General features: G+C 31.8%; 42 protein-coding genes, 1 rRNA gene and 1 pseudogene. 37 read left to right on the plus strand and 7 right to left on the minus strand.

What is annotated here, in order from left to right:
• The 5 genes from rrf to tsaD form a co-directional block, all read left to right on the plus strand.
• A 5S ribosomal RNA gene (rrf, locus tag BHU61_RS06505) occupies positions 1-95 on the plus strand; the annotation flags it as partial.
• Between the two features lie 251 nt (positions 96-346).
• Entirely contained in the window at positions 347-817 is a 471-nt protein-coding gene (gene tsaE, locus BHU61_RS06510) for a tRNA (adenosine(37)-N6)-threonylcarbamoyltransferase complex ATPase subunit type 1 TsaE (RefSeq protein WP_111715548.1), read from the plus strand.
• On the plus strand, positions 789-1451 hold the full coding sequence (gene tsaB, locus BHU61_RS06515; protein ID WP_111715549.1) for a tRNA (adenosine(37)-N6)-threonylcarbamoyltransferase complex dimerization subunit type 1 TsaB: 663 nt from the start codon (positions 789-791) through the stop codon (positions 1449-1451). The genes tsaE and tsaB overlap by 29 nt, the downstream gene beginning before the upstream one ends.
• 11 nt (positions 1452-1462) lie before the next feature.
• Entirely contained in the window at positions 1463-1885 is a 423-nt protein-coding gene (rimI, locus tag BHU61_RS06520; protein WP_170122502.1) for a ribosomal protein S18-alanine N-acetyltransferase, read from the plus strand.
• Positions 1882-2883 carry a tRNA (adenosine(37)-N6)-threonylcarbamoyltransferase complex transferase subunit TsaD gene (gene tsaD / locus BHU61_RS06525; RefSeq protein ID WP_111715551.1) on the plus strand — a complete coding sequence of 334 codons (1002 nt, stop codon included), beginning with the start codon at positions 1882-1884 and terminating at the stop codon, positions 2881-2883. The genes rimI and tsaD overlap by 4 nt, the downstream gene beginning before the upstream one ends.
• Before the next feature lie 306 nt (positions 2884-3189).
• Here the strand turns inward: tsaD and BHU61_RS06530 are convergent, their stop codons facing one another.
• Positions 3190-4389, minus strand: a complete 1200-nt coding sequence (locus BHU61_RS06530) for a tyrosine-type recombinase/integrase (protein WP_170122483.1) — start codon at positions 4387-4389, stop codon at positions 3190-3192.
• A 126-nt stretch (positions 4390-4515) separates the two neighbouring features.
• Between BHU61_RS06530 and BHU61_RS06535 the strand changes: the two genes are divergently transcribed.
• Entirely contained in the window at positions 4516-5163 is a 648-nt protein-coding gene (locus BHU61_RS06535; protein WP_111715554.1) for a hypothetical protein, read from the plus strand.
• On the opposite strand, the gene BHU61_RS06540 is transcribed toward BHU61_RS06535, so the two are convergent.
• The 5 genes from BHU61_RS06540 to BHU61_RS06560 all read right to left on the minus strand — a co-directional run bounded on the left by BHU61_RS06540 (position 5136) and on the right by BHU61_RS06560 (position 7364).
• Positions 5136-5339: a hypothetical protein gene (locus BHU61_RS06540; RefSeq protein WP_111715555.1), complete on the minus strand. Its 204-nt coding sequence runs from the start codon at positions 5337-5339 to the stop codon at positions 5136-5138. The genes BHU61_RS06535 and BHU61_RS06540 overlap by 28 nt on opposite strands.
• A 40-nt stretch (positions 5340-5379) precedes the next feature.
• Positions 5380-5646 carry a hypothetical protein gene (locus tag BHU61_RS06545; RefSeq protein WP_111715557.1) on the minus strand — a complete coding sequence of 89 codons (267 nt, stop codon included), beginning with the start codon at positions 5644-5646 and terminating at the stop codon, positions 5380-5382.
• A 69-nt stretch (positions 5647-5715) separates the two neighbouring features.
• Complete coding sequence (locus BHU61_RS13550; RefSeq protein ID WP_242444228.1) at positions 5716-6393, minus strand: Ltp family lipoprotein; 678 nt, start codon at positions 6391-6393, stop codon at positions 5716-5718.
• 83 nt (positions 6394-6476) lie between these two features.
• Positions 6477-6950, minus strand: a complete 474-nt coding sequence (locus tag BHU61_RS06555) for an ImmA/IrrE family metallo-endopeptidase (RefSeq protein WP_338066917.1) — start codon at positions 6948-6950, stop codon at positions 6477-6479.
• Between the two features lie 21 nt (positions 6951-6971).
• Complete coding sequence (locus BHU61_RS06560) at positions 6972-7364, minus strand: helix-turn-helix domain-containing protein (protein WP_111715560.1); 393 nt, start codon at positions 7362-7364, stop codon at positions 6972-6974.
• A 159-nt stretch (positions 7365-7523) separates the two neighbouring features.
• Between BHU61_RS06560 and BHU61_RS06565 the strand changes: the two genes are divergently transcribed.
• The 4 genes from BHU61_RS06565 to BHU61_RS06580 are packed head-to-tail and all read left to right on the plus strand — an operon-like array spanning position 7524 to position 8384.
• Positions 7524-7742 carry a DUF739 family protein gene (locus BHU61_RS06565; protein ID WP_111715562.1) on the plus strand — a complete coding sequence of 73 codons (219 nt, stop codon included), beginning with the start codon at positions 7524-7526 and terminating at the stop codon, positions 7740-7742.
• Between the two features lie 32 nt (positions 7743-7774).
• Positions 7775-7975 (plus strand): hypothetical protein, encoded by a 201-nt coding sequence (locus tag BHU61_RS06570; RefSeq protein WP_111715563.1) that lies wholly within the window; start codon positions 7775-7777, stop codon positions 7973-7975.
• Positions 7976-8017: 42 nt separating this feature from the next.
• Positions 8018-8224, plus strand: a complete 207-nt coding sequence (locus tag BHU61_RS06575) for a hypothetical protein (protein ID WP_111715565.1) — start codon at positions 8018-8020, stop codon at positions 8222-8224.
• Complete coding sequence (locus tag BHU61_RS06580) at positions 8196-8384, plus strand: hypothetical protein (RefSeq protein WP_111715567.1); 189 nt, start codon at positions 8196-8198, stop codon at positions 8382-8384. Before BHU61_RS06575 ends, BHU61_RS06580 begins: the two co-directional genes overlap by 29 nt.
• Positions 8385-8610: 226 nt before the next feature.
• On the opposite strand, the gene BHU61_RS06585 is transcribed toward BHU61_RS06580, so the two are convergent.
• Positions 8611-8871 (minus strand): hypothetical protein, encoded by a 261-nt coding sequence (locus BHU61_RS06585; protein ID WP_111715569.1) that lies wholly within the window; start codon positions 8869-8871, stop codon positions 8611-8613.
• A 60-nt stretch (positions 8872-8931) separates the two neighbouring features.
• On the opposite strand from BHU61_RS06585, the gene BHU61_RS13370 reads away from it, so the two are divergent.
• From BHU61_RS13370 to BHU61_RS06710, 27 genes and pseudogenes are all read left to right on the plus strand, one after another.
• Entirely contained in the window at positions 8932-9642 is a 711-nt protein-coding gene (locus BHU61_RS13370) for a BRO family protein (protein ID WP_170122484.1), read from the plus strand.
• Positions 9629-9907: a hypothetical protein gene (locus BHU61_RS06595; RefSeq protein ID WP_111715570.1), complete on the plus strand. Its 279-nt coding sequence runs from the start codon at positions 9629-9631 to the stop codon at positions 9905-9907. Before BHU61_RS13370 ends, BHU61_RS06595 begins: the two co-directional genes overlap by 14 nt.
• Positions 9900-10850, plus strand: coding sequence for a DnaD domain protein (locus tag BHU61_RS06600; RefSeq protein WP_111715572.1), 951 nt, complete (start codon positions 9900-9902; stop codon positions 10848-10850). Before BHU61_RS06595 ends, BHU61_RS06600 begins: the two co-directional genes overlap by 8 nt.
• Positions 10843-11166: a hypothetical protein gene (locus BHU61_RS06605; protein WP_111715573.1), complete on the plus strand. Its 324-nt coding sequence runs from the start codon at positions 10843-10845 to the stop codon at positions 11164-11166. The genes BHU61_RS06600 and BHU61_RS06605 overlap by 8 nt, the downstream gene beginning before the upstream one ends.
• The gene (locus BHU61_RS06610) at positions 11150-11509 is read left to right on the plus strand and encodes a hypothetical protein (RefSeq protein WP_111715575.1); all 360 of its coding nucleotides are present in this window, start codon (positions 11150-11152) and stop codon (positions 11507-11509) included. Before BHU61_RS06605 ends, BHU61_RS06610 begins: the two co-directional genes overlap by 17 nt.
• Entirely contained in the window at positions 11499-11981 is a 483-nt protein-coding gene (gene ssb, locus BHU61_RS06615) for a single-stranded DNA-binding protein (protein ID WP_111715576.1), read from the plus strand. The genes BHU61_RS06610 and ssb overlap by 11 nt, the downstream gene beginning before the upstream one ends.
• A gap of 15 nt (positions 11982-11996) precedes the next feature.
• Positions 11997-12209 carry a hypothetical protein gene (locus BHU61_RS06620; protein ID WP_111715578.1) on the plus strand — a complete coding sequence of 71 codons (213 nt, stop codon included), beginning with the start codon at positions 11997-11999 and terminating at the stop codon, positions 12207-12209.
• A complete protein-coding gene (locus BHU61_RS06625; protein ID WP_111715579.1) occupies positions 12202-12438 on the plus strand; it encodes a hypothetical protein in 237 nt (78 codons plus the stop codon). The genes BHU61_RS06620 and BHU61_RS06625 overlap by 8 nt, the downstream gene beginning before the upstream one ends.
• A gap of 13 nt (positions 12439-12451) precedes the next feature.
• Entirely contained in the window at positions 12452-12847 is a 396-nt protein-coding gene (locus BHU61_RS06630) for a hypothetical protein (protein ID WP_111715581.1), read from the plus strand.
• A gap of 17 nt (positions 12848-12864) precedes the next feature.
• On the plus strand, positions 12865-13590 hold the full coding sequence (locus BHU61_RS06635) for a hypothetical protein (protein WP_111715583.1): 726 nt from the start codon (positions 12865-12867) through the stop codon (positions 13588-13590).
• 21 nt (positions 13591-13611) lie between these two features.
• A complete protein-coding gene (locus tag BHU61_RS06640) occupies positions 13612-13869 on the plus strand; it encodes a hypothetical protein (RefSeq protein WP_111715584.1) in 258 nt (85 codons plus the stop codon).
• Positions 13853-14035 carry a hypothetical protein gene (locus BHU61_RS06645; RefSeq protein ID WP_111715586.1) on the plus strand — a complete coding sequence of 61 codons (183 nt, stop codon included), beginning with the start codon at positions 13853-13855 and terminating at the stop codon, positions 14033-14035. The genes BHU61_RS06640 and BHU61_RS06645 overlap by 17 nt, the downstream gene beginning before the upstream one ends.
• A gap of 116 nt (positions 14036-14151) precedes the next feature.
• The gene (locus tag BHU61_RS06650) at positions 14152-14676 is read left to right on the plus strand and encodes a Holliday junction resolvase RecU (RefSeq protein WP_111715587.1); all 525 of its coding nucleotides are present in this window, start codon (positions 14152-14154) and stop codon (positions 14674-14676) included.
• Positions 14676-15116 (plus strand): hypothetical protein, encoded by a 441-nt coding sequence (locus tag BHU61_RS06655; protein ID WP_111715589.1) that lies wholly within the window; start codon positions 14676-14678, stop codon positions 15114-15116. Before BHU61_RS06650 ends, BHU61_RS06655 begins: the two co-directional genes overlap by 1 nt.
• A 162-nt stretch (positions 15117-15278) precedes the next feature.
• Positions 15279-15614 (plus strand): hypothetical protein, encoded by a 336-nt coding sequence (locus BHU61_RS06660; RefSeq protein ID WP_111715590.1) that lies wholly within the window; start codon positions 15279-15281, stop codon positions 15612-15614.
• A gap of 32 nt (positions 15615-15646) precedes the next feature.
• Positions 15647-16065: pseudogene (locus BHU61_RS06665) on the plus strand (SAM-dependent methyltransferase).
• A 171-nt stretch (positions 16066-16236) separates the two neighbouring features.
• A complete protein-coding gene (locus BHU61_RS13375; protein ID WP_170122485.1) occupies positions 16237-16386 on the plus strand; it encodes a hypothetical protein in 150 nt (49 codons plus the stop codon).
• Between the two features lie 18 nt (positions 16387-16404).
• Complete coding sequence (locus tag BHU61_RS06670) at positions 16405-16662, plus strand: hypothetical protein (protein ID WP_111715592.1); 258 nt, start codon at positions 16405-16407, stop codon at positions 16660-16662.
• Positions 16662-16889: a DUF7446 family protein gene (locus BHU61_RS06675; protein ID WP_111715593.1), complete on the plus strand. Its 228-nt coding sequence runs from the start codon at positions 16662-16664 to the stop codon at positions 16887-16889. Before BHU61_RS06670 ends, BHU61_RS06675 begins: the two co-directional genes overlap by 1 nt.
• The gene (locus BHU61_RS06680; protein WP_111715595.1) at positions 16886-17281 is read left to right on the plus strand and encodes a YopX family protein; all 396 of its coding nucleotides are present in this window, start codon (positions 16886-16888) and stop codon (positions 17279-17281) included. Before BHU61_RS06675 ends, BHU61_RS06680 begins: the two co-directional genes overlap by 4 nt.
• 47 nt (positions 17282-17328) lie before the next feature.
• A complete protein-coding gene (locus BHU61_RS13380) occupies positions 17329-17469 on the plus strand; it encodes a hypothetical protein (protein ID WP_170122486.1) in 141 nt (46 codons plus the stop codon).
• 61 nt (positions 17470-17530) lie between these two features.
• Positions 17531-17713 carry a hypothetical protein gene (locus tag BHU61_RS06685; RefSeq protein ID WP_111715597.1) on the plus strand — a complete coding sequence of 61 codons (183 nt, stop codon included), beginning with the start codon at positions 17531-17533 and terminating at the stop codon, positions 17711-17713.
• On the plus strand, positions 17704-17937 hold the full coding sequence (locus tag BHU61_RS06690; RefSeq protein WP_111715598.1) for a hypothetical protein: 234 nt from the start codon (positions 17704-17706) through the stop codon (positions 17935-17937). Before BHU61_RS06685 ends, BHU61_RS06690 begins: the two co-directional genes overlap by 10 nt.
• Positions 17912-18175 carry a hypothetical protein gene (locus BHU61_RS06695; protein WP_111715600.1) on the plus strand — a complete coding sequence of 88 codons (264 nt, stop codon included), beginning with the start codon at positions 17912-17914 and terminating at the stop codon, positions 18173-18175. Before BHU61_RS06690 ends, BHU61_RS06695 begins: the two co-directional genes overlap by 26 nt.
• Positions 18172-18474 carry a hypothetical protein gene (locus tag BHU61_RS06700; protein ID WP_111715601.1) on the plus strand — a complete coding sequence of 101 codons (303 nt, stop codon included), beginning with the start codon at positions 18172-18174 and terminating at the stop codon, positions 18472-18474. The genes BHU61_RS06695 and BHU61_RS06700 overlap by 4 nt, the downstream gene beginning before the upstream one ends.
• Positions 18475-18500: 26 nt before the next feature.
• Positions 18501-18704 carry a hypothetical protein gene (locus tag BHU61_RS06705; RefSeq protein ID WP_111715603.1) on the plus strand — a complete coding sequence of 68 codons (204 nt, stop codon included), beginning with the start codon at positions 18501-18503 and terminating at the stop codon, positions 18702-18704.
• Positions 18701-19273 carry a dUTP diphosphatase gene (locus BHU61_RS06710; protein WP_111715605.1) on the plus strand — a complete coding sequence of 191 codons (573 nt, stop codon included), beginning with the start codon at positions 18701-18703 and terminating at the stop codon, positions 19271-19273. The genes BHU61_RS06705 and BHU61_RS06710 overlap by 4 nt, the downstream gene beginning before the upstream one ends.
• Positions 19274-19393: the final 120 nt, after the last annotated feature.

Below are 19393 nucleotides of genomic sequence, written 5' to 3' on the forward strand. Positions count from 1 at the left end.
GGTCACACCTGTTCCCATACCGAACACAGAAGTTAAGCTCTCTAGCGCCGATGGTAGTTGGTCTTACGATCCGCGAGAGTAGGACGTTGCCGGGCAATTCATAAGAGATCCTTCGGGGTCTCTTTTTTGTTTATATATTTAATCATATGTTTATATGAGTGGGCGAAATAATAACTATTTCGCCCACTCGCACGATTTCTAATCATAGTATTTAAAGTGAGTTGGCTGCAACACAACAATGCAGCCAACTCATCAAACAAAAGAAGTATTATTATCCATCAATCAATTACATTAATACAAACATTTCATGATACAATAATATATATTTGAAAAATAGGTGAAGAAAATGGAATTACTAATTAATTCAATAGAAGAAACGCAAAAACTTGCTACAACAATTGCCCAATTTTCAAAGCCACAAACAGTTATTTTGTTAAAAGGTGATCTTGGAGTGGGTAAAACAACATTTAGTCAATATTTTGGACAGGCGTTAGGTGTAGCATCTGTTATCAGTTCTCCAACGTTTAATATCATTAAATCTTATGAAGCGCGCATCCCGTTTCATCATATGGATTGTTACCGTTTAGTAGGTGCGGAAGATGATTTAGGATTTGATGATTATTTTTATGGTGATGGTGTTACTTTAGTAGAGTGGCCACAAATGATTGCTGACTTTCTGCCTGATGATTATCTGCAAATTGAAATAGAGCGTATTGATGATACGAGACGTTTATTTAAACTTTCGTCACATGGTAATCGTTCAGCAAATTTAAAGGAGCAAATTGAGTATGAGACTACTACATATCGATACGAGTAATCAACCGTTATCTGTTGCTATTACTGAAGGTAATGAAGTGTTAGCAGAATTTAATAGTGGCATGAGAATCAACCATTCAATTACAATGATGTCTCAGATTGAATCTCTTTTAGAATATACAAAACTTGAAATGAAAGATATTGAAGGCATTGTAGTGGCAAAAGGACCAGGTTCATATACAGGGTTACGTATAGGTGTTACAGCTGCAAAGACACTTGCTTATACTTTAAATATTCCCTTATATGCAGTATCTAGTTTAGCTGCCATTGCTGCAACTGTGAGAATGCATGAATTTTTATTGATACCTGTTATTGATGCCCGACGTAACCACGTATATGCGGGCATATATCGATACAAGGGTGTTAAATTAGAACTTGTTGAAGATGATACGTATATATCAATTGATGAATTAAATCAAAAATTAAAAGAACAACATTTACCGTATCTATTTATTGGAATGGATGCTGAGAAACTGGCAGAACAGTTAAAAGGTCCATCTTACTATTGTATTCCTCGCAGTGCTGAAATGAGAAGACTCATTAATGAATCGTATTTAGTCAATGCACATACGTTTGAACCTACGTATTTGAGAATATCAGAGGCTGAGCGTAATTGGCAGAACAATCAGGCTTAACAATTAGAAAGATGTTGCTTGAAGATGTTCCGGCAATATATGAGATAGAACAAAAAGCGTTTCCATCAGGTTCATGGAATTTAGATGCTTTTTATCATGAACTCGAAAAAAATGAGTTTGCGCATTATTTTACGATGTTGCAGGATAATAAAGTAATAGGATATCTCGGTATGTGGATAGTTATTGATCAGGCACAAATTACTACGGTTGCAATAGATGAAGCAATGCGTGGCAAAGGATATGGTAAGTTATTATTAGAGTATGTTATGAATTATGCACGTCTTACTTGTGAAATGATGAGTCTGGAAGTGAGAGAAGAGAACTTAACGGCTCGTCGTTTGTATGAATCATTCGGTTTTACATATGGTGGAGTTAGACGTGACTATTATGGTCCGAATCAGGATGCGAAAGTTATGTGGGTGAAATTAAAATGAGCGATGTAACAATATTAGCAATAGAAACAAGTTGTGATGAAACTGCAGTGAGTATTGTAAGAAATGGATATGAGGTGCTGAGCAACGTCGTTAACAGTCAAATAGAATCTCATAAACGATTTGGTGGCGTTGTACCAGAAGTAGCAAGCAGACATCATGTAGAAAATATTACAATCGTTATTGAAGAAGCAATTGATGAAGCGAATCTTAGTTGGAATGACATTGATGCCGTTGCAGTGACAGAAGGACCAGGTCTAATCGGTGCATTGCTTGTAGGCATCAACGCAGCAAAAGCATTAGCGCTAGCGCATAACAAACCGTTAATACCTGTACATCATATCGCAGGGCATGTTTATGCGAATCATATTGAAGAACGATTAGCTTTTCCGTTATTAGCTTTAGTGGTGTCAGGAGGTCATACAGAACTGGTTGTTATGAAAGACCATATGGACTTTGAAATGATTGGACAGACACGTGATGATGCTGTCGGTGAAGCGTACGATAAAGTAGCTAGAACTATTAATCTACCTTATCCGGGAGGACCTCATGTTGATAGATTAGCCGCCATTGGTGAGGATAATTTAAAATTACCACGTCCAATTTTAGAAGGCTATGATTTTAGTTTCAGCGGTTTAAAAAGTGCCGTAATTAATACATTGCATAATAAGAATCAAAAAGGTGAAAGCTATAAAGCAGAAGATGTGGCAGCAAGCTTTCAGGCGAGTGTCATTGATGTGTTATCAGAGAAAACATTTGATGCATTAGCTGAATATAATATTAAACAATTACTGATTTGTGGTGGTGTAGCGGCAAATAAAGGATTACGTGAACGTATGACGCAGCTATGTGCAGAAAAGAATATTAAATTGATGATACCTCGCTTTGAATTATGTACAGATAACGCAGCGATGATTGGTGCAGCAGCATATTATCAGTATATTAAATCTGAGTTTGCTGGAATGAATTTAAATGGAAGATCAAATATTGAATTAAAATAAAGGACAAAGTGAAAACTTTGTCCTCTTTTTAATGCATTATAGCGACGCAACCATTTAATAGTACAGTTAAAATGATTGAAAGAATAACCGATAGAATAATACTTCCTAAACAACTACGTGGAAAACGATACATATATATACCCCTTAAAATATGATGGTGTCTGATTGAATAAAATTTCTAAAATATATATACCACTTACATATAAAATTAAGCATTTATTTTTATCAATTTGTCTGTATTTTATCCACGCGAACACATGTACTTGTACACAAAGTATGCAACTTTATGGGTAAACCATAGTAGTATCAAGATGTCTTAGCGTTAAATTGAATTACTTCCGACACTTCTTCCGACACTTCGTTTTTCATTATATCTGAGAATGCATTTGCAACTTTTCGTTTACCTGGATTAACATGGTGACCATAAGTTTCTTCAATCATTCTAGGGGTATTACCTAATCGTTCAGCAATATAATGATATGTTTCTCCTGCGTTTAATAAGAGAGTAGCATGCGTATGTCTGAAAGCATGTGGATGTATCTTTATTTTTAAATCTTTACCAACTGCATTCATCATATTAGTGATTACTGTCTTACTGATTGGTTGTAATGTATTGATTCCTAAGAAGATATAGCCATTAATATCTATCTTTATATCTTTTTCAAAGGCTTTGTCATATACGTAAAGATAATATTCTTTTAATAAATCGGTGATCATAGGGTCTACATAAATTGTACGAACAGAATTTTTAGTTTTAGTTTTCTTTTCAGTGTCGATATTTTTTCTAGTCCGTAATATTGAAATAGTATGCTCATTAAAGTTTACATCAGTCCATCTTAACCCTAACAATTCACTTATACGCATTCCAGTGTATGCTAATGTTTTGATGATAAGTTCATAAGTAATATTTAATTCCTCAGATTTATCTAAAATACTTTTTAATGTTTTCTGATCATAAAAAATTACTTGCTTATCATCTGTAGGTATAAAAATATTGTGAGATAATCTGTTTTTAATTAACAAATCATTTCGCACTGAATAATTAATTATTGCTGATAAAGTTTCATATAAATTCTGTACCGTTTTTGGTGATAATTCAGCTAATTTTACGTTAATTAGACTATTTTGAACTAAATCTGAGGTAATATCATTCAATTTAATATGACCTAATATAGGTAGTAAATGATTATCTAATGTTCCTCTATTTCTCTTCCTGGTATTTTCGGACCAATATGATAGTTTATTTTGATAATATAATTCAGCAGCTTTAGCAAAAGGAATTTTATCCGAATCTAACTTTGAAAAGTCAGATGATTCTAATTCAAACTTTCTTAATAACATTTCTTTATATGCTGATTTCTCAGTAATAAAACCACTGCGTTGTAATTCTTTTCGTTTTCCGTTACGATAATATTTGAAGCGGAAACAATATAATTTTTTACCTGATGACGTTGTATAACTGTACACGTCATCATATTTTTTTGATTTTATATATTTTACTGACATAATAACCTCCTTAATAAGCGGGAGACTTGGAAGTCGGTCAGTCAATATCACCTCCTTTAAACGAAACATATGTTCTGATATAATTAAATTAAAAATGGCTTTTCGCCAAGAATGGGAGTGTGTGTATTGTCAATTTTAATATTCTTACTATCTTCTGGTATAATGGGATTGTACACATATATTAATTTAAGCAGATTATCCCTTTTAGGTAATGAAAATGAAGAAACTAAAAAATTATATCTTTCAATGTTTAGTGTAATTACAATGTTATTATTTGTATTAATTTTTAGCATTTATAATCATGAGTATAATTTAACTAAACTTTTTAAAAATATTAATATTTTCTCGATATTAATTTCCCTTTTTTGGACGATAATTTTAGTATGGTTTCTAAATAATTTTATATATCCACTATCAATAAAAATGTTTAGAAAATCTACAAATTATGATCGTAATGTTTTAGGTAAGTCTAAAATTGTTGATGAACTGTTGATAGATACAGTCCTAGATAATAATAAATTTATTAACTATGTTGAATTGTTTAAATCTAATGAAGACCATACACTTATTGAAAAAGGTTTATTGAAAAATTACGAGATAGACAAAGAAAATAATGTAAATGTATTAATAGAATCAGTAAACTTAAAAAAAGAAAAACCAGGTGTTAGTGACAGGATTGATTCAACGCTTACTTATTATTCAAGCAAAAACGATATGATATTAAAGGTAACAAGATTAAATGAAAATCAATCTCCATCACCAAATAAAAATTGAAAGTCATCTTTATCTGGTTGTTTTAATTCGTGATTCCTATTACGTTGATTGTTATAGTCTCTGTATGGATCATGTCTTTTTTCGATATTTTCATTTAATGGGTCTTTACCCGGTGGTAAATTTCTATGATTATTTTTTGTTTTCGAATTACTTGAATTCTTAGGATTTTTAAACATATATTCCTCCACAGCACATAGCTAAAATGCTATGTGTTTTCTATTTCCATAATTTATTCAATTCAGGATTTTTTAAATCCAACGTCAGGACTTCTCTCTCAATATCAGCATCTAACTTCCAGAGGTAAACATCACTTGAATTGATAATTAATGTTCCATTATCTTTGTATTCGTATTCTAATGATGCCATCACATCAAATGTTCCGTTGTTGTGTGGTTTAACTAAAGAGATAGTTTTTTCATCTGTATGTAAATAAAGACTCGGTGAGCTAAATTCTTCTATTTCCCATTTTGTAATATGTTTCATTTTATCCTCCTTTAGAACATACGTTCCGTTATTAGATGAAATAAAAAGGCATTATGCCTTTTTAAATAGTTATTTATCCATATGTTGTAAAGCGTATTGAGCTTCTTCTTGCGTGAACTTACTTCCTGCTTCGGATGTTAGTTGTTGCAGTAATTCTTGATCAGACATTGGTAATGTTTCATTATAACTATTTGCAGCTTCTACAGCTTCCTCTTTAAAATCTGCTTCTACATTATCAATTGCGTATTGAGCTGCTTCTGGTGGAAAAGCATTACCTGCATCGGAAGTTAACTGATCATATAATCCAGCTTTTGAAAATGGCATTATATCTATATAGTTTTGAGCAGCAGCTAATGCCGCAACGTGTTCTCTAGTTATATTAGTATCATCTTTTGTAGATATTTTTTCTGAATTTGAATCTTTAGCTGTAATTTCTTCAGTAGTTATATCTTCTTCAACTGTCATATCTTCTTCGTTAGCTCCATCTTCCTCAAAAGCAGTATCTTCATCAGCAGTTGTATCATCACTTTCAGTAGTGTCATCCTCTGAAGGAACAATATCCTCTACTACTTCTTTATCTTCTTCGGTGAGTTCATTACTAGTAGGCAAAAATATAGCAGAACAAGCGCCAATTAAAAACATCAATAAAACTAATCCTAAACAACCGAATAAAAATGGATTTTTTTTCTTTTTAAAAACAACCGGATTTCCTTGTGCATCATAATAAACTTCCTCTTTTTTTGCCATAAAATAATTTCCCCTTTGTATTTTTTATAATAATGACTTTGGAATAATTCGTTAGTCGATTATAATTGGTTAGTAAAATTCAATTAATATACCTCATGGAACTGAGTGATATTGAGTGGATCTAGTAAAATTCGATAATTGTTATGCATAACAACTAAACCATATTTTTGTTTTAAATGGTCAATAGATTTCATAATAAAATCTTGACTAACTTCAAAGTATTCAGCCATTCCATATAAATTATGTATTCCAAACTTCCAAGCTTCTATTAATGAATCGAAATTTACTATAAGTTCATATCCTTTTCTTCTTGCCTGGGCCTCTTGTTTTGCATTCTTCTTATAATCAGTAATATCACCAGCACTAGTAAAATAATGACCTATCTCTTCTGATAATACCTCTACACTTTTTTTATAGGGTAGTTTTTTCTTTATCAAAATTACATTTGGATTTCCTAAATATAGACCAGATAAACCATATGGCATGTCATCTCTCTCTATTATTCTGCATTTCGGTGCTAATCTGCATAAATTTTCATAAGCATTGATTGTTATCAACCCCCTTACGCTAATCGCTTATTAAAATTTATTAGATTTAATGAACTCAATATATTTTATAATATCTTTCATTTGTTCTTCAGTAACATCATCATCAATATGTGCAGCAATAGTTTCTATATTTGACTTAGTAGATCTATTTTCATTTGTCTTATCCGTTGTATCATTTTGATTATTATGTTTCGGAACATCATAACCCATTAACCAAGCTTCTGATACACCTAATGTTTTACTTAACAAAAATAACTTGTGCTGATCTGGTGAAGATTTACCGTTAACATATTGAGAAAGATGACTTTTAGACATTTTAATTCCAAGCGATTTTTGATATTTTTCACTTTTATTTAAAATATCTATCTGTTTTAAATTACGCTCTCTCATAATTTCTTTTAATCTTTCAGATGTTAATGTCATATTATTTTCCTCCTGAAGTATCATATAATTTATGATACAACGTCTTGAATAAAAGTTCAATAACAATGTTCAAAATTTTTAACTATTTTAATTGACTTGATTTAAATTATTGTGTACTATGAATGTAGTTCAAATATTTGAACGAATGGAGGTGTAGTTTTGGAGTTTGATTATTCTATGTTAAATGGTCGTATAGTTGAGAAGTATGGTACACAATTTAATTTTGCAGTTGCTATGAAGATGTCTGAACGTAGCCTATCATTAAAGTTAAACAATAAAGTAAGTTGGCGAGATGCTGATATGTTCAAAGCAATTGAACTATTATCTATACCAAAGCGTGAAATACATCAATATTTTTTTAAACCTAAAGTTCAATAATTTGAACGTTTTGGTATTTGGAGGTGTGGTGATTGCCTAGAGGAGATTGGACAATTGATGCAAAGGAAATCCAGGAACGCCTTTGTATAAGCAAAGATTTCTTTTATGAAAAAATAGCAAATGATCCTCGAATGAAAGCCATTGAGATTTCAAAATCTAAACGGAAGTCTTGGTGGCTTACTAAAGAGGCTGAAAAAATATGTATAGCAATTATGAAAGAATATGGTTTTTAAGACGGGAGACTTGGAAGCAATATTTAAAAAGGAGAATGAACAATGAGATTAATTATAACGATTATTGTAGGAATAGTAATTACATTATCGTCACTATCATTTGCGTTAATATATTCATCTTTTACACAAATGGATGAAGGAAGCACAACATTTTTAGCATGTATCGTTGCTGGTATCAGTAACTTAAGTTTGTATGCAAATTACGAGGTGGGAAAGAAACGTGCTAAAAGAAATCATCAAATTAATTAAGCCTGAGAAGAAACTACAGAAAGATGTATTTGACTGGTATGAGAAAGGCATTTGGATGGCAGAGGTCATTAAATGTAAATCAAATAACAAGTTGATCTATGTTGATTCTTATTTTTGTGAAGAAACAGATAAGTTTTATATCGAGTATTACATCAAATAAAAAGCCGCATCTATAGAAATAGAAGCGGCATGAGCGAATTAAAAATATTTGATACATATATTGTATCACGAAGGGCGGTGAAAATAAATGATTAAATATCTAAAAATAGCCCTCTTAATCTACCTCTTGGCGGAAGAGATTAAGAGAGCTGCTAAAGAAAATGAAATAGTCAACAAAATTTCAGTAGATCAATCTTTTGTCGAAAAGTTAATTAAATCAGATAGATTTAATTTGTATCAGCTTGATTAGTAAGTTTTTCAAGTATTTGCAAAGCTGAATAAGCTGCAGTTTCATTAGTTGTTTTTGCAGACACTAAAGTTAAATGTAAAAAGAATTGTTTTTGCTCTTTGCTTAGATTTAATGACTTAGCAACTTCAGAATTAATTAATACATCAAAATTTTCTTCAATTTCCTTAATAGCCATTTTGAAGTTTTTGTCTGTAATTTCTTTGAATAACTTTTGAAACTGTGAGTCTGACATTTTCATATTATTCACCACCTTTCTTAATAAGATTAAGAAAATTATAACAAATAAAGGAGCGATAGCATGAGCGAATTAAAAATATTTGATAATGAACAATTCGGATCATTACAAGTTTTAGAGAAAGATGGAAAAGTATTTTTCCCAGCAACAGATGTAGCACTTAAATTAGGATATTCAAATCCACGTGATGCCATCAAACGTCACGTAAAAGAACATGGGGTCGTGTTTCACGACGTCATCGATACATTAGGCAGAAAACAAGAAAAGAAGTATATCAGTGAAGGTAATTTATATAGATTGATCAGCAATTCAAAATTAGAATCAGCTAATCAATTTGAAGAATGGGTTTTTGACGATGTGCTTCCTACACTGAGAAGGACAGGTGTCTATCAGACAAAACCATTAACAACACAGGAACAAATTCAACTAATTGCACAAGGTAACAATGAATTAGTTGAACGTGTTGAAGCAATAGAAACATCAATACCAGTCTTTCCAGGTGAATCAAAACATATTCATCAAACAATTAAACGTAAAGCTACTGAAGTAATGAAAAACCAATTTAATGGCATACCTATCAGCAAGATAAGTAGAAAGGTATATTCAGCCCTTTACAGAAGTCTTTATACAGCATTTAGCGTACCAAACTATCAAAGTATACCACGTGGCAAATATAAAGATGCTATCAGATTTATTGAAACATGGCAGTTACAGAGTGAAGTTGTTTATCAAATTGAAGCTGATCTAAGAGGTGACGCATATGCCAATCGTTAAAAATACAGACTTACAACTAATTGAAAAGCATGGTTTCAAAGAAAATCATGCTTTCAACATTCAATGGTATAAGGTCCAGGGTCCATATTACACGTTTATATGGATGAATAGAGATGATTGGGAAGTTTGTATTTCTGATTTTGGAAATGCACGTACCGGCTTAGTAACTAACATATTTGGTCATAGGTACAAAACGTTAGAAGAACTATTTGAAGATATATGTACCGAAAATAGAAAGAGATTATGGAGTGTTCAAGATGAATAATAAAAATATTATCAAATCAGATATAAGCGGTTATGGGTTGGTTTTTAAAAACGTAATGACTGATAAAAGTATTGATATTGAAGCGAAGGGACTTTATGCATTTCTTTCTTCTTATGCTGGATCATCAGAATCAGCATACCCAAGTGTTGAACTAATATGTGGCCAGTTAAATATAAGCGAAAAACGATTTAAGAAATATAGAAAACAATTAGAAGATGCTGGTTACTTAACAATTAAAAGACATAGAACTACTAATGGATTTAGTAATAATGTATACACAATAAATCATCAATCCGTATCGGGTCAAAACGTTACTGTAACAAATGATACCGATAAGAAAGTGTTATCGGGTCAAAATGTACCGGAACAAATCGTACCGGAACAAAACGTAGGCAAACAAATTGTATCGGAACAAAACGTAGGGACTAAGAATAACAGTCTTAAGAATAACAGTCTTAAGAATAACAGTAATAAGAATAACACCACTACAAGTAACACCTCGAAGGTGGCGGTGGTGGAGAATGAACAATTCAAAAATTTATATAACTTCTTTGAAACAAACATAAACATGCATCAAGCGATTAAAGTTACGAACTTTATATCTGATGATCTAGAGAAATTTGGATTTGATTTAGTTATGTATGCTATGGAACAAGCATTGCTTAATAACAAAACACATTATGGTTACATCCAGGGAGTGTTAAGAAGATGCGAAGCAGAAAATGTAACGACTAGGGAACAGGCAGAATTTAAAGCTAGTCAAAAGAAAAATAACTACAACAACCATCAACCTAAAGAAATGACACCTGAATGGATAAAAAACGAAAAACAAAAACATGATAAAAAAGAAGATGATATGACACCTGAAGAACTTGAAGCATATAGAAAGCAAGTAAAAGAAGAGTTGTCATCTTTGTGGGAGGATGACAAACAACATGCGTGAGAAATTTTATGACGGATTTATTTTAACTGAGGAAGAAATAGATGCACTTAATGCAGGAAAAGAAATAAAGCACAAATCTAAAAATGGCAAGATATATCTTTTTAGCAAGCAAATCAAAGCTGAATGCAATTACTATGATATCTCATTCAATTTATACAAAGGGAATGACGTTGTTACCGAAGATGGCTTATTCACAATTTATGCAAAAGGCATTGATGAAGCTATTAAAAAGCTAAGCAGTAAATATCCAAAGAATATTGTCGAAATTATAAATTACCGAACAGTGAGGAGAACTTCAAATGTCCAATCAATTTAAAAGTTTTAATTTAATTGATTATACCAAATCAAAGCAAACAGAAATTTATGAAAAGTATCTACCTAGTGCGATGAAACAGCTAGAAAAAGCAATACTTGAAGCGGTCAATAAAGGCCATTCAAAAATTGGTATACCAACAACAGGAACATTGAATGCACATCATCATGAATTACACTCAACCATTAATTGCATTCAAAAAGTTTTAAGGTTGAAACCAGATGAATTTTCTCAACTTGTAAGAGATGTATATCAGTTAAGCACTGAAAACGTTTATATAGAAGAACTCAACATATTTAATCATAAATACCTAGTAATTAATTGGAGTGAAACAAATGCTGAATAGAGTTGTATTAGTCGGAAGATTAACAAAGGATCCTGAATATAGAGTAACGCCATCTGGTGTATCAGTAACGACATTCACATTAGCAATCAACAGAACATTCACTAATGCACAGGGTGAAAGACAAGCAGATTTCATTAATTGTGTGACATTCAAGAAACAAGCTGAAAACGTCAATAACTTTTTAAGTAAAGGTTCTCTTGCTGGTGTCGATGGCAGATTACAGTCACGTAGCTATGACAATCAAGAAGGTAGAAGAATATTCGTTACTGAAGTGATTTGTGACTCAGTTCAATTCCTAGAACCAAAAGGAACAAGAAATGATGGTAGTCAGTATGAAGAATATACACAAAATAAGACACCAAACGATTACCACCAACAGAATAAAAAGGCGCAACAATCGACACCAGCAACAAATCCATTCGCAAATGCTGATGGACCTATAGATATAAGTGATGATGATTTGCCATTCTGATTTGGAGGTTAAGAAATGTACTTAAAACCTGGTATTTTATACGACAAAAACGAAGATATTATTTGTGAAATATTACGAATTAAAAACAACATGTTTCAAATAATTAAATTTTCAAAAGGCAGAAAGATATGGGCATGTGGAATGAATGAACATGAAACAAAGCGATTCAAAAGAATGAATAAGTTATTTTATAAAGATGAACTTCAAAGGATGAATGCAAATGGCTGAAGCAAGAATGATAAGAAAAGTAGGAATGTTATTTAATCGAGAAGGTGTAAAACAGTGCAATGTATTGCCACTGAAAGAAACGATGTATCAGATTGTAAAAATATCTGAAAATCCAAATATAAGAACTTGTGGCATGGATGAAAAGACATTCAAGAAATTTAAGAATGATAACAAGTTATATTTCATAGATGAATTGAAACAACCAACATTATTCGATTTTTTCGATTAGGAGGATAAATATTATGACAAAAATTGATTTATCAACAATTGCAGATGGTGCAGTACAAGAAAGATTTGAAGATGCTTTTAACAAAGTCCTGGATAACATCCATGATTTAAATACTGATCCAAAGAAAACAAGAAAACTGACACTTGAAGTAAAGATTTCATCTGAAGAGAATAGAGAGCTACTTTTTATGGATGTATCAGCCAAAACGTCTCTTCAATCTAGAACACCTATTGCAGTAACAATGATGACAGGTATTGACGGCAAAGGAAATCCTGAAGCAAAAGAATTAAAGTCGGGTGCAAAAGACCAGACATATTTTGATGAGACAGGAACTGTAAGAGAAGATGACGGAAAACCAGTAGAAAGCAACAAAGTTACCGAAATTACTAAAAAACAATTATTTAAATAAAAAGGAGAATGAAAAACATGTTAAAAGAAGCATTGCAATGGATTAAAGAGGAAACTTCAGACGCTAGAGAATTAATGGTAAATGGTGAAACTTATTCTAATAAACAACTTTTTAAAATCAAACAACCAAGACGAAATACGATTAAGATTGCCACATTATCTGGATTGATTGATTTTATACAAAGCAATTTTGATGATAAAGACTCGAACTATATGATTGTTGTTAAAAATTACAACGAAATTGAACTATTAACTAAATTGAATGTAAACCAAGAAAGAGAAGAAGTAATTAAGGTTGAGGCTGAATTACCTAGAATTACTTTTAACGAATTTATGAGTACGGAAGATTTCATTATTCAACTTCAATCAGTATATATCGAGTCTGAAACACGATCTAATTTATTGAAACTAGTAGGAAATCTTAAGACGGAAGCTATCAAGACACAAAGTGATGATGGTGTCAGTCAATTAGTACAAGTAAGACAGGGTGTAGCAACAGTTGGTGAAGAAGTTGTTCCAAATCCGGTAACACTTAAACCTTTCAGAACATTTACAGATGTAATTCAACCTGAATCAGAATTTGTTTTCAGATTAAAACAAGATAATCGCGGAGAAGTTGTTGCAGCATTGTTTGAAGCGGATGGTGGGGTTTGGAAGAACATCGCTAGAGAAACAATCAAACAATACTTAAACGATAACTTAGCAAATGAAATTGAAAGTAGAAGAGTAGTTGTTATCGGATAACAGCTACTTAAGAGGTGGAATATGGATAGATACGCATCAACGATTATCACTCAGTTTATAAACTTTTCAAACTGTGAGATAGAAAAAGAAGAAGGAAGGATTGAAAAGACAATTTCAGTTTATTTTAGAAACGGTCGAAAAAAGACATTTATAGGAAATACATGGAATGCAATTGCTTATGATATGGCTGGATTTATGAGACAGCCATATTTTAAAAAGTTATTTATTGACCCATTGTTTTCAAGAGAAAGGTGGATTATTGATGACTCGCTTAGATAGATTTTTCGTATTCGCAGGTATATCTTTAGTTGTTTTAAATTTGATATTAAAACTCGTTGAATACTGGATTACAGCTACTATTCCAGATGAAATTGAATACTACGAAGATGATCCATATTTCACTGAAAGGAAAGCGCAATATGAAATCATCAATAAAGTCAAATGATTACAAACTCAGTTTTAGGACAACAGTTAGAAAATCATTAATGTTCATTAAATTAAGAAATCGGTTAAAGCGGTAATACACCGCTTTAACCATTTAATAAAGAGGTGATGTAAATAGTGGTAGCGCATTATAACAGGCAAGGTTTCAGAGGTAGATGGTTAGAACAAGTTATAGAAAATACAAATAAAATGTATGAACACAGAAAGATAGCCTTGATTAATAAGATACCAACACCTACCCAGGTAGTGCGAAAAGGCGAGGAATTAATAGGAGCAAAATATGTTCATAAATCAACAGTAGATTTTACAGGGATATTAGATGACGGAAAATTTATCGCTTTTGATACAAAAGAGTGTCAGAAAACTAACTTTTCATTTTCATCAGTAAAATCACATCAACTCGAATATCTTATGAAAGTAAATGCAATGAATGGTATAGCATTCATATTAATCTTTTTCAGGAATATGGATGAATTATACAGGATAGAAATTGAAGAGTTTATCGATCTGATGAATACATTAAATCGTAAAAGCATTCCATATACATACTTTAAAGAAAATAAAACAGCGATACCTAAATGGAAGTATGGATATTTCTTTGATTATTTAAATGCAGGAAGAAAAAATATGGAGGTATTTTAATGAGAACAAGACGACATAGAGCTATCAAGTGGGCTGAACAAGGAAAGAAGAGAAAGAAGTATACAACAAGTGAACAAAAAACAATTGTATTAATTGAACATCTTAAAACAAAAGGTATTGAGTTCTTTTCAGAAATTATTAGAGGTGTTTCTGAGAATATGAACAAGATTAGATTAGTTGGTAATCATCAAGAATTCACTAATCACAAAACATTTTATAAACATATCCGTGAATCAAGTATGGATCATAGTCAGTATTTATTCAGAAAAGATGATGATGGTTATTCGGTAGTTAGAAATATTGGATCATACGGTTATAAAGAAGGGCTATGGGAAATGTGCAAAATTGTTTATTTAAAAGATGAACACTTTGAGCTGATAGATGAACCTATTGGATTTGTGTCTGTTGATGAAGTTGTGAAGCGGTTAGATGAAATGTAGGTAACAAATTATGTATGAGGATATTAAATATGGAGGTTTTTATACAATTACAGGCAAGTCTAAACGTTACGTTTATATATCTGGAACTGACGAATGGGGCAATTGTGTGAAAGGAGCAGTTCCGATTGGCGAATTTTACAATACTTTTAAAGAGGTACAGGGATGATTAAGGTTGGGGATTACATTAAATTCAATAACAAAATTGACAGAGTGGAAGAAATTTTACCAACGTCTAACGATAAATATATGATTTATTTTGAAAATATAGACCACGGTGTTTTGTTTGATGGTTTATATGATAGTAGGGTTGTAGACTACAAACAACTGTACGAACAACAAAAACAACGTGCTGATCGAGCTGAAAAAAGGTGGCGTGAGTTGAAGGAACGAATGGAACACGATGAAAAAGAAGCGTTTGGTGAAGGAGATGTTATTGCGCATACAGTACACAATTACGTGTTGGAACTGATGGAAGGCTTAGAGGAGGATGGCGAGTGAAAAGAATCCTAGACGCATGTTGTGGAAGTAGAATGTTTTGGTTTGATAAAAAAATAATGACGTTGAATTTATGGATATTCGAGAATTAGAAACGACTTTATGTGATGGTCGTAATTTAGTAATCAAACCTGACACGTTAGCTGACTTTAGAAATATGCCATATGATGATGAATCTTTTTACATGGTTGTTTTTGATCCGCCACATTTAATACGAGGTGGGGAAAATAGTTGGCTAGTTAAAAAGTATGGCCGACTTGATAAAGATAATTGGATGCAGGACTTAAAGCAAGGTTTTGATGAATGTATGCGAGTGTTAAAACCTAATGGAACTTTAATTTTCAAATGGAATGAAGAACAAGTGAAAATAAATGATGTTTTGGCCACAACGGAATACAAACCACTCTTTGGGAATAAGAGAGCGAAAACGCATTGGCTTGTATTTATGAAATAACGTCCGTTCATTCGGGCGATGTAATAACCTAAACAATAACCTAGAGTAACCTAAACATTCGGCTAATCTGGAGTACAATTCCACATTAGCCGAAGTTACTAGAAACCTACTAGAAAGCGTACTAGAAATCGAACTATTAGGAAATTCCGAATAGTTGAGGAGGAAATGAGAATGACACCAGAACAACATCTAGCAATGCACCAAATGTTGAATAATGTAAAAACTCAAAAATATGTTACACATAATGATTATATTGAGTTGGTTGTAGTAGATAAAGACGGAAATAAAATGGAAATTAAGTTTTATCCGAAAGAAAACTAATCGAAAGGAGCGAGGATTGTGGAAGTATATATTGTCCACTTTATGAAATATGAAGATGGAAGTTTAGTTGATGCTTGGGTAACTGAAGATACATTCCCTACATACGACAGTGCGAAAGAATGGCTGATAGCACCTAGCGAATATGTGAATTATAAAGAAGTAAGAGAATTTGGTTTTATAGCAGAGTATTTCTTGCATGAAGAAGATGATTTAAAAATCAAAGCATTTATTCATTGTATTTACGTCAATGAACAACTCGAAAAGGAGAATGAATAATGGCATATGAAAAAGTGAAATTAGTTGTGGCTTTTATGACAGGAGAAATTTATATGGCAAGAATATCAGATAAAGGAATTATGGATAATAAAAACAGAAGAATTGCTACTGATGATGTGTTGAATGCAACTGCTGAATGGTTTATAAAAAATAAGAAAAAATCATCATCTTGGGAAGGTCATGGAAAATTAGTATGGATTCCAGAAGAAAAGGAGGATGACGAATGATATTAAAGTTTAGAGCGTGGGATAAAAAGAAAAAAGAAATGTTTAATGTTATTGCTATCAATATGAAACTAAAGCGTGTTTACGAAACATGGAACGAAGATGGTAAGAACCTTTTTGCACCGTTAGATGGCACAATTTTAATGCAATCCACAGGACTTACTGACAAAAACGGTAAGGAGATTTTCGAGGGGGATATTGTAAAAGCGTGGAGTGAAGGCTATTGTGGCACATTCCAAGTTAAATGGAGAAACGAAGGAGCGCCAATGTATATATTATATCCAGCTTGGCAAAATGAACAATTTTGGAACTTACACGGCAATAGCATTAGAGTTGATGACGGGATTGAAATCATCGGCAACATACACGAAAGTCCAGATCTACTAAACACATAATCACAATTAGTCTAATTGAATAAAATCTTTATGTAGGTGAAGTGCATATGAAAAATATATGGGTTATTAATTTTAATGGTTATCCTTATGAAGCATACGAAAACACGATGAAGGCTCAGGACAGATATTTTGAATTATATGAAGAATACGGATCAAGTGTAACAAGACATCAAATAGAGTTGAAATAACCGGGTTAATGAAACTTACAGCGAAATTTAATTAAAGAAAGTGGAAATAAGGAGATAACACATGAACAAAGGTAGATGGTCATACAGTAATTATCGACCGCTTCAACGATATTGCAAAAGATGCAAAAGCAATGAAGTAAGTGAAACGAAATATTTCATTGAGGGACAGTTAATTCAATTCATTGTTAGATGTAATAGTTGTGGATATGAAGAGGATGTTATGGAGGAAATTAAATGGAATTGAAAACTTTCATTATAATCATTTTGATATTTACTAATGTATTCTTTGTTGCATACGGTTATAGAACATATCGGATGTATTTTAAAGAAAAGATATACAGAATGACTTTAGAAAAATTAATTGGACATTATAAATCAATTAATCCAACAAAAATAAACAGTGATCTAATAGATACTGCATTCATGAAAGCGTGGGAACAATTTGAAAACGAAAACCGTAAAAACTGAAAAAACTGTAGCTGATAATGCATTAGAAAGATTAAGAGTATCAGAGATTAAAACTTATTCACAACACATAGAAACAGTAATAGATGGTGCTGCAATAGAATATATAAATCCCATGCCTGGAAAAGTACTTGTAGATAAATTTGTATTACAAGATATAGAAAGCAATGATCAGTTTGAATTAAAGGTTAAGGATGGATTACTAGTAATAGAAATAATAAAAAGAGGTAGATGCGAATGACTAAACAAGAGTTTATCGTAGCAGTGGAAGATTGTACATCTAGTGGTAATTTAGACAACCCGTTCGTTGTAGTTGAAGCGTTTGATAATCTCTATGTGCTGAACAAACATGAAGTGTCCAGGCTGAAACGGTACGATGAATTCAATAAAGCAGCATATCTATATATCGACATGGAAAAAGAGTACAACCTGATTATTAATGAAAGATGCTATCTAATGTATAAGGTAGTGCGAACACCATTAATGGAAGCTGTATTTGAATTTGCCACAACACCGATAGAAAAAAGATTTGTAAGCTAAACGCATAATAATATGGAGGACAAAAAATGACAAGGCTTAGAAGTATGTATCTATTAATCAAATCATTATTTAAATCTCTCGATAACTTATTGAGTGGTGTCGGGAATATGATTGAGTCTTATAAAATAGCAAAGTATATCGAAAGCATCAAGACTGGTAATAAGCCTGAAATTAATATGAATACAATTTTAATTGATGCAATGTTTTATAAAAAGGAGCGAACAAAATGATACAGATAACATTAAAGTTATTCGAAAAATTAGCAAAGAAACAAGAAGAGTTAGACAGTAACATTAGAAAACAGCATAACATAAGTGCAGATGAATGGTTAGAAGATTTACAACAAAACCATGTACTAGCATTAAAAAATGAAATTGCTGAATTTCAGAATGAATGTTTTGATCAGTGGAAGTACTGGAAAACAAAGAGCGTTGAACCACGAAAGATTATTGCTGAAGGTGTAGATATTATCCACTTCCTACATTTAATTATCAACAAACATTCAGCTGGTAAAGAGACGTTAGTAACATACATCAATAAGAGAATAGAAACAAATATGCCTTTAGTCAGAACAAAAGAAGAGTACTGGGATAAGGATAAAAAGAAATCAGTAAAGATTAAGGATTTAAGATACATTATGAATAAAATGTATCAGCTTAAAACATTAGAAGATTACCTAGAGTGTTATGCAATATTATTGATCATATTAGATTACTACGCTTTCAGTTTAGAAGAAATTGAAGCGGCATATGATATTAAGAATAAAGAAAATCATGATAGGCAACAACAGGGATATTAAAAGGAGAGATTAATATTGAAATTATACTTTGCAACGATTAACGGATACTTAAATGACAAAGGTTTTCATCAGTTGTATTGGACAAGAGCATTCAATAGGTATTCAGCAAATAGAAAATTG

It is taken from the genome of Macrococcus epidermidis (assembly GCF_003259695.1).
GTDB lineage: Bacteria > Bacillota > Bacilli > Staphylococcales > Staphylococcaceae > Macrococcoides > Macrococcoides epidermidis.

Excerpts from the sequence above, each read along its gene's own strand:
- BHU61_RS13380 (WP_170122486.1), top strand. The coding sequence starts at position 17,329 with ATGAAAAATATATGGGTTATTAATTTTAATGGTTATCCTTATGAAGCA.
- BHU61_RS06685 (WP_111715597.1), top strand. The coding sequence starts at position 17,531 with ATGAACAAAGGTAGATGGTCATACAGTAATTATCGACCGCTTCAACGA.
- BHU61_RS06680 (WP_111715595.1), top strand. The coding sequence starts at position 16,886 with ATGATATTAAAGTTTAGAGCGTGGGATAAAAAGAAAAAAGAAATGTTT.
- BHU61_RS06595 (WP_111715570.1), top strand. The coding sequence starts at position 9,629 with ATGCCAATCGTTAAAAATACAGACTTACAACTAATTGAAAAGCATGGT.
- BHU61_RS06655 (WP_111715589.1), top strand. The coding sequence starts at position 14,676 with ATGAGAACAAGACGACATAGAGCTATCAAGTGGGCTGAACAAGGAAAG.
- BHU61_RS06545 (WP_111715557.1), bottom strand. The coding sequence starts at position 5,646 with ATGAAACATATTACAAAATGGGAAATAGAAGAATTTAGCTCACCGAGT.
- BHU61_RS06620 (WP_111715578.1), top strand. The coding sequence starts at position 11,997 with ATGTACTTAAAACCTGGTATTTTATACGACAAAAACGAAGATATTATT.
- BHU61_RS06700 (WP_111715601.1), top strand. The coding sequence starts at position 18,172 with ATGACTAAACAAGAGTTTATCGTAGCAGTGGAAGATTGTACATCTAGT.
- BHU61_RS06530 (WP_170122483.1), bottom strand. The coding sequence starts at position 4,389 with ATGTCAGTAAAATATATAAAATCAAAAAAATATGATGACGTGTACAGT.
- BHU61_RS06640 (WP_111715584.1), top strand. The coding sequence starts at position 13,612 with ATGGATAGATACGCATCAACGATTATCACTCAGTTTATAAACTTTTCA.
- BHU61_RS06630 (WP_111715581.1), top strand. The coding sequence starts at position 12,452 with ATGACAAAAATTGATTTATCAACAATTGCAGATGGTGCAGTACAAGAA.
- tsaD (WP_111715551.1), top strand. The coding sequence starts at position 1,882 with ATGAGCGATGTAACAATATTAGCAATAGAAACAAGTTGTGATGAAACT.
- BHU61_RS06600 (WP_111715572.1), top strand. The coding sequence starts at position 9,900 with ATGAATAATAAAAATATTATCAAATCAGATATAAGCGGTTATGGGTTG.
- BHU61_RS13375 (WP_170122485.1), top strand. The coding sequence starts at position 16,237 with ATGACACCAGAACAACATCTAGCAATGCACCAAATGTTGAATAATGTA.
- BHU61_RS06625 (WP_111715579.1), top strand. The coding sequence starts at position 12,202 with ATGGCTGAAGCAAGAATGATAAGAAAAGTAGGAATGTTATTTAATCGA.
- BHU61_RS13550 (WP_242444228.1), bottom strand. The coding sequence starts at position 6,393 with ATGGCAAAAAAAGAGGAAGTTTATTATGATGCACAAGGAAATCCGGTT.
- tsaE (WP_111715548.1), top strand. The coding sequence starts at position 347 with ATGGAATTACTAATTAATTCAATAGAAGAAACGCAAAAACTTGCTACA.
- BHU61_RS06710 (WP_111715605.1), top strand. The coding sequence starts at position 18,701 with ATGATACAGATAACATTAAAGTTATTCGAAAAATTAGCAAAGAAACAA.
- BHU61_RS06690 (WP_111715598.1), top strand. The coding sequence starts at position 17,704 with ATGGAATTGAAAACTTTCATTATAATCATTTTGATATTTACTAATGTA.
- BHU61_RS06635 (WP_111715583.1), top strand. The coding sequence starts at position 12,865 with ATGTTAAAAGAAGCATTGCAATGGATTAAAGAGGAAACTTCAGACGCT.
- BHU61_RS06645 (WP_111715586.1), top strand. The coding sequence starts at position 13,853 with ATGACTCGCTTAGATAGATTTTTCGTATTCGCAGGTATATCTTTAGTT.
- BHU61_RS06560 (WP_111715560.1), bottom strand. The coding sequence starts at position 7,364 with ATGACATTAACATCTGAAAGATTAAAAGAAATTATGAGAGAGCGTAAT.
- BHU61_RS06675 (WP_111715593.1), top strand. The coding sequence starts at position 16,662 with ATGGCATATGAAAAAGTGAAATTAGTTGTGGCTTTTATGACAGGAGAA.
- BHU61_RS06705 (WP_111715603.1), top strand. The coding sequence starts at position 18,501 with ATGACAAGGCTTAGAAGTATGTATCTATTAATCAAATCATTATTTAAA.
- BHU61_RS06605 (WP_111715573.1), top strand. The coding sequence starts at position 10,843 with ATGCGTGAGAAATTTTATGACGGATTTATTTTAACTGAGGAAGAAATA.
- rimI (WP_170122502.1), top strand. The coding sequence starts at position 1,463 with ATGTTGCTTGAAGATGTTCCGGCAATATATGAGATAGAACAAAAAGCG.
- BHU61_RS06585 (WP_111715569.1), bottom strand. The coding sequence starts at position 8,871 with ATGAAAATGTCAGACTCACAGTTTCAAAAGTTATTCAAAGAAATTACA.
- BHU61_RS06660 (WP_111715590.1), top strand. The coding sequence starts at position 15,279 with ATGATTAAGGTTGGGGATTACATTAAATTCAATAACAAAATTGACAGA.
- tsaB (WP_111715549.1), top strand. The coding sequence starts at position 789 with ATGAGACTACTACATATCGATACGAGTAATCAACCGTTATCTGTTGCT.
- BHU61_RS06610 (WP_111715575.1), top strand. The coding sequence starts at position 11,150 with ATGTCCAATCAATTTAAAAGTTTTAATTTAATTGATTATACCAAATCA.
- ssb (WP_111715576.1), top strand. The coding sequence starts at position 11,499 with ATGCTGAATAGAGTTGTATTAGTCGGAAGATTAACAAAGGATCCTGAA.
- BHU61_RS13370 (WP_170122484.1), top strand. The coding sequence starts at position 8,932 with ATGAGCGAATTAAAAATATTTGATAATGAACAATTCGGATCATTACAA.
- BHU61_RS06575 (WP_111715565.1), top strand. The coding sequence starts at position 8,018 with ATGAGATTAATTATAACGATTATTGTAGGAATAGTAATTACATTATCG.
- BHU61_RS06540 (WP_111715555.1), bottom strand. The coding sequence starts at position 5,339 with ATGTTTAAAAATCCTAAGAATTCAAGTAATTCGAAAACAAAAAATAAT.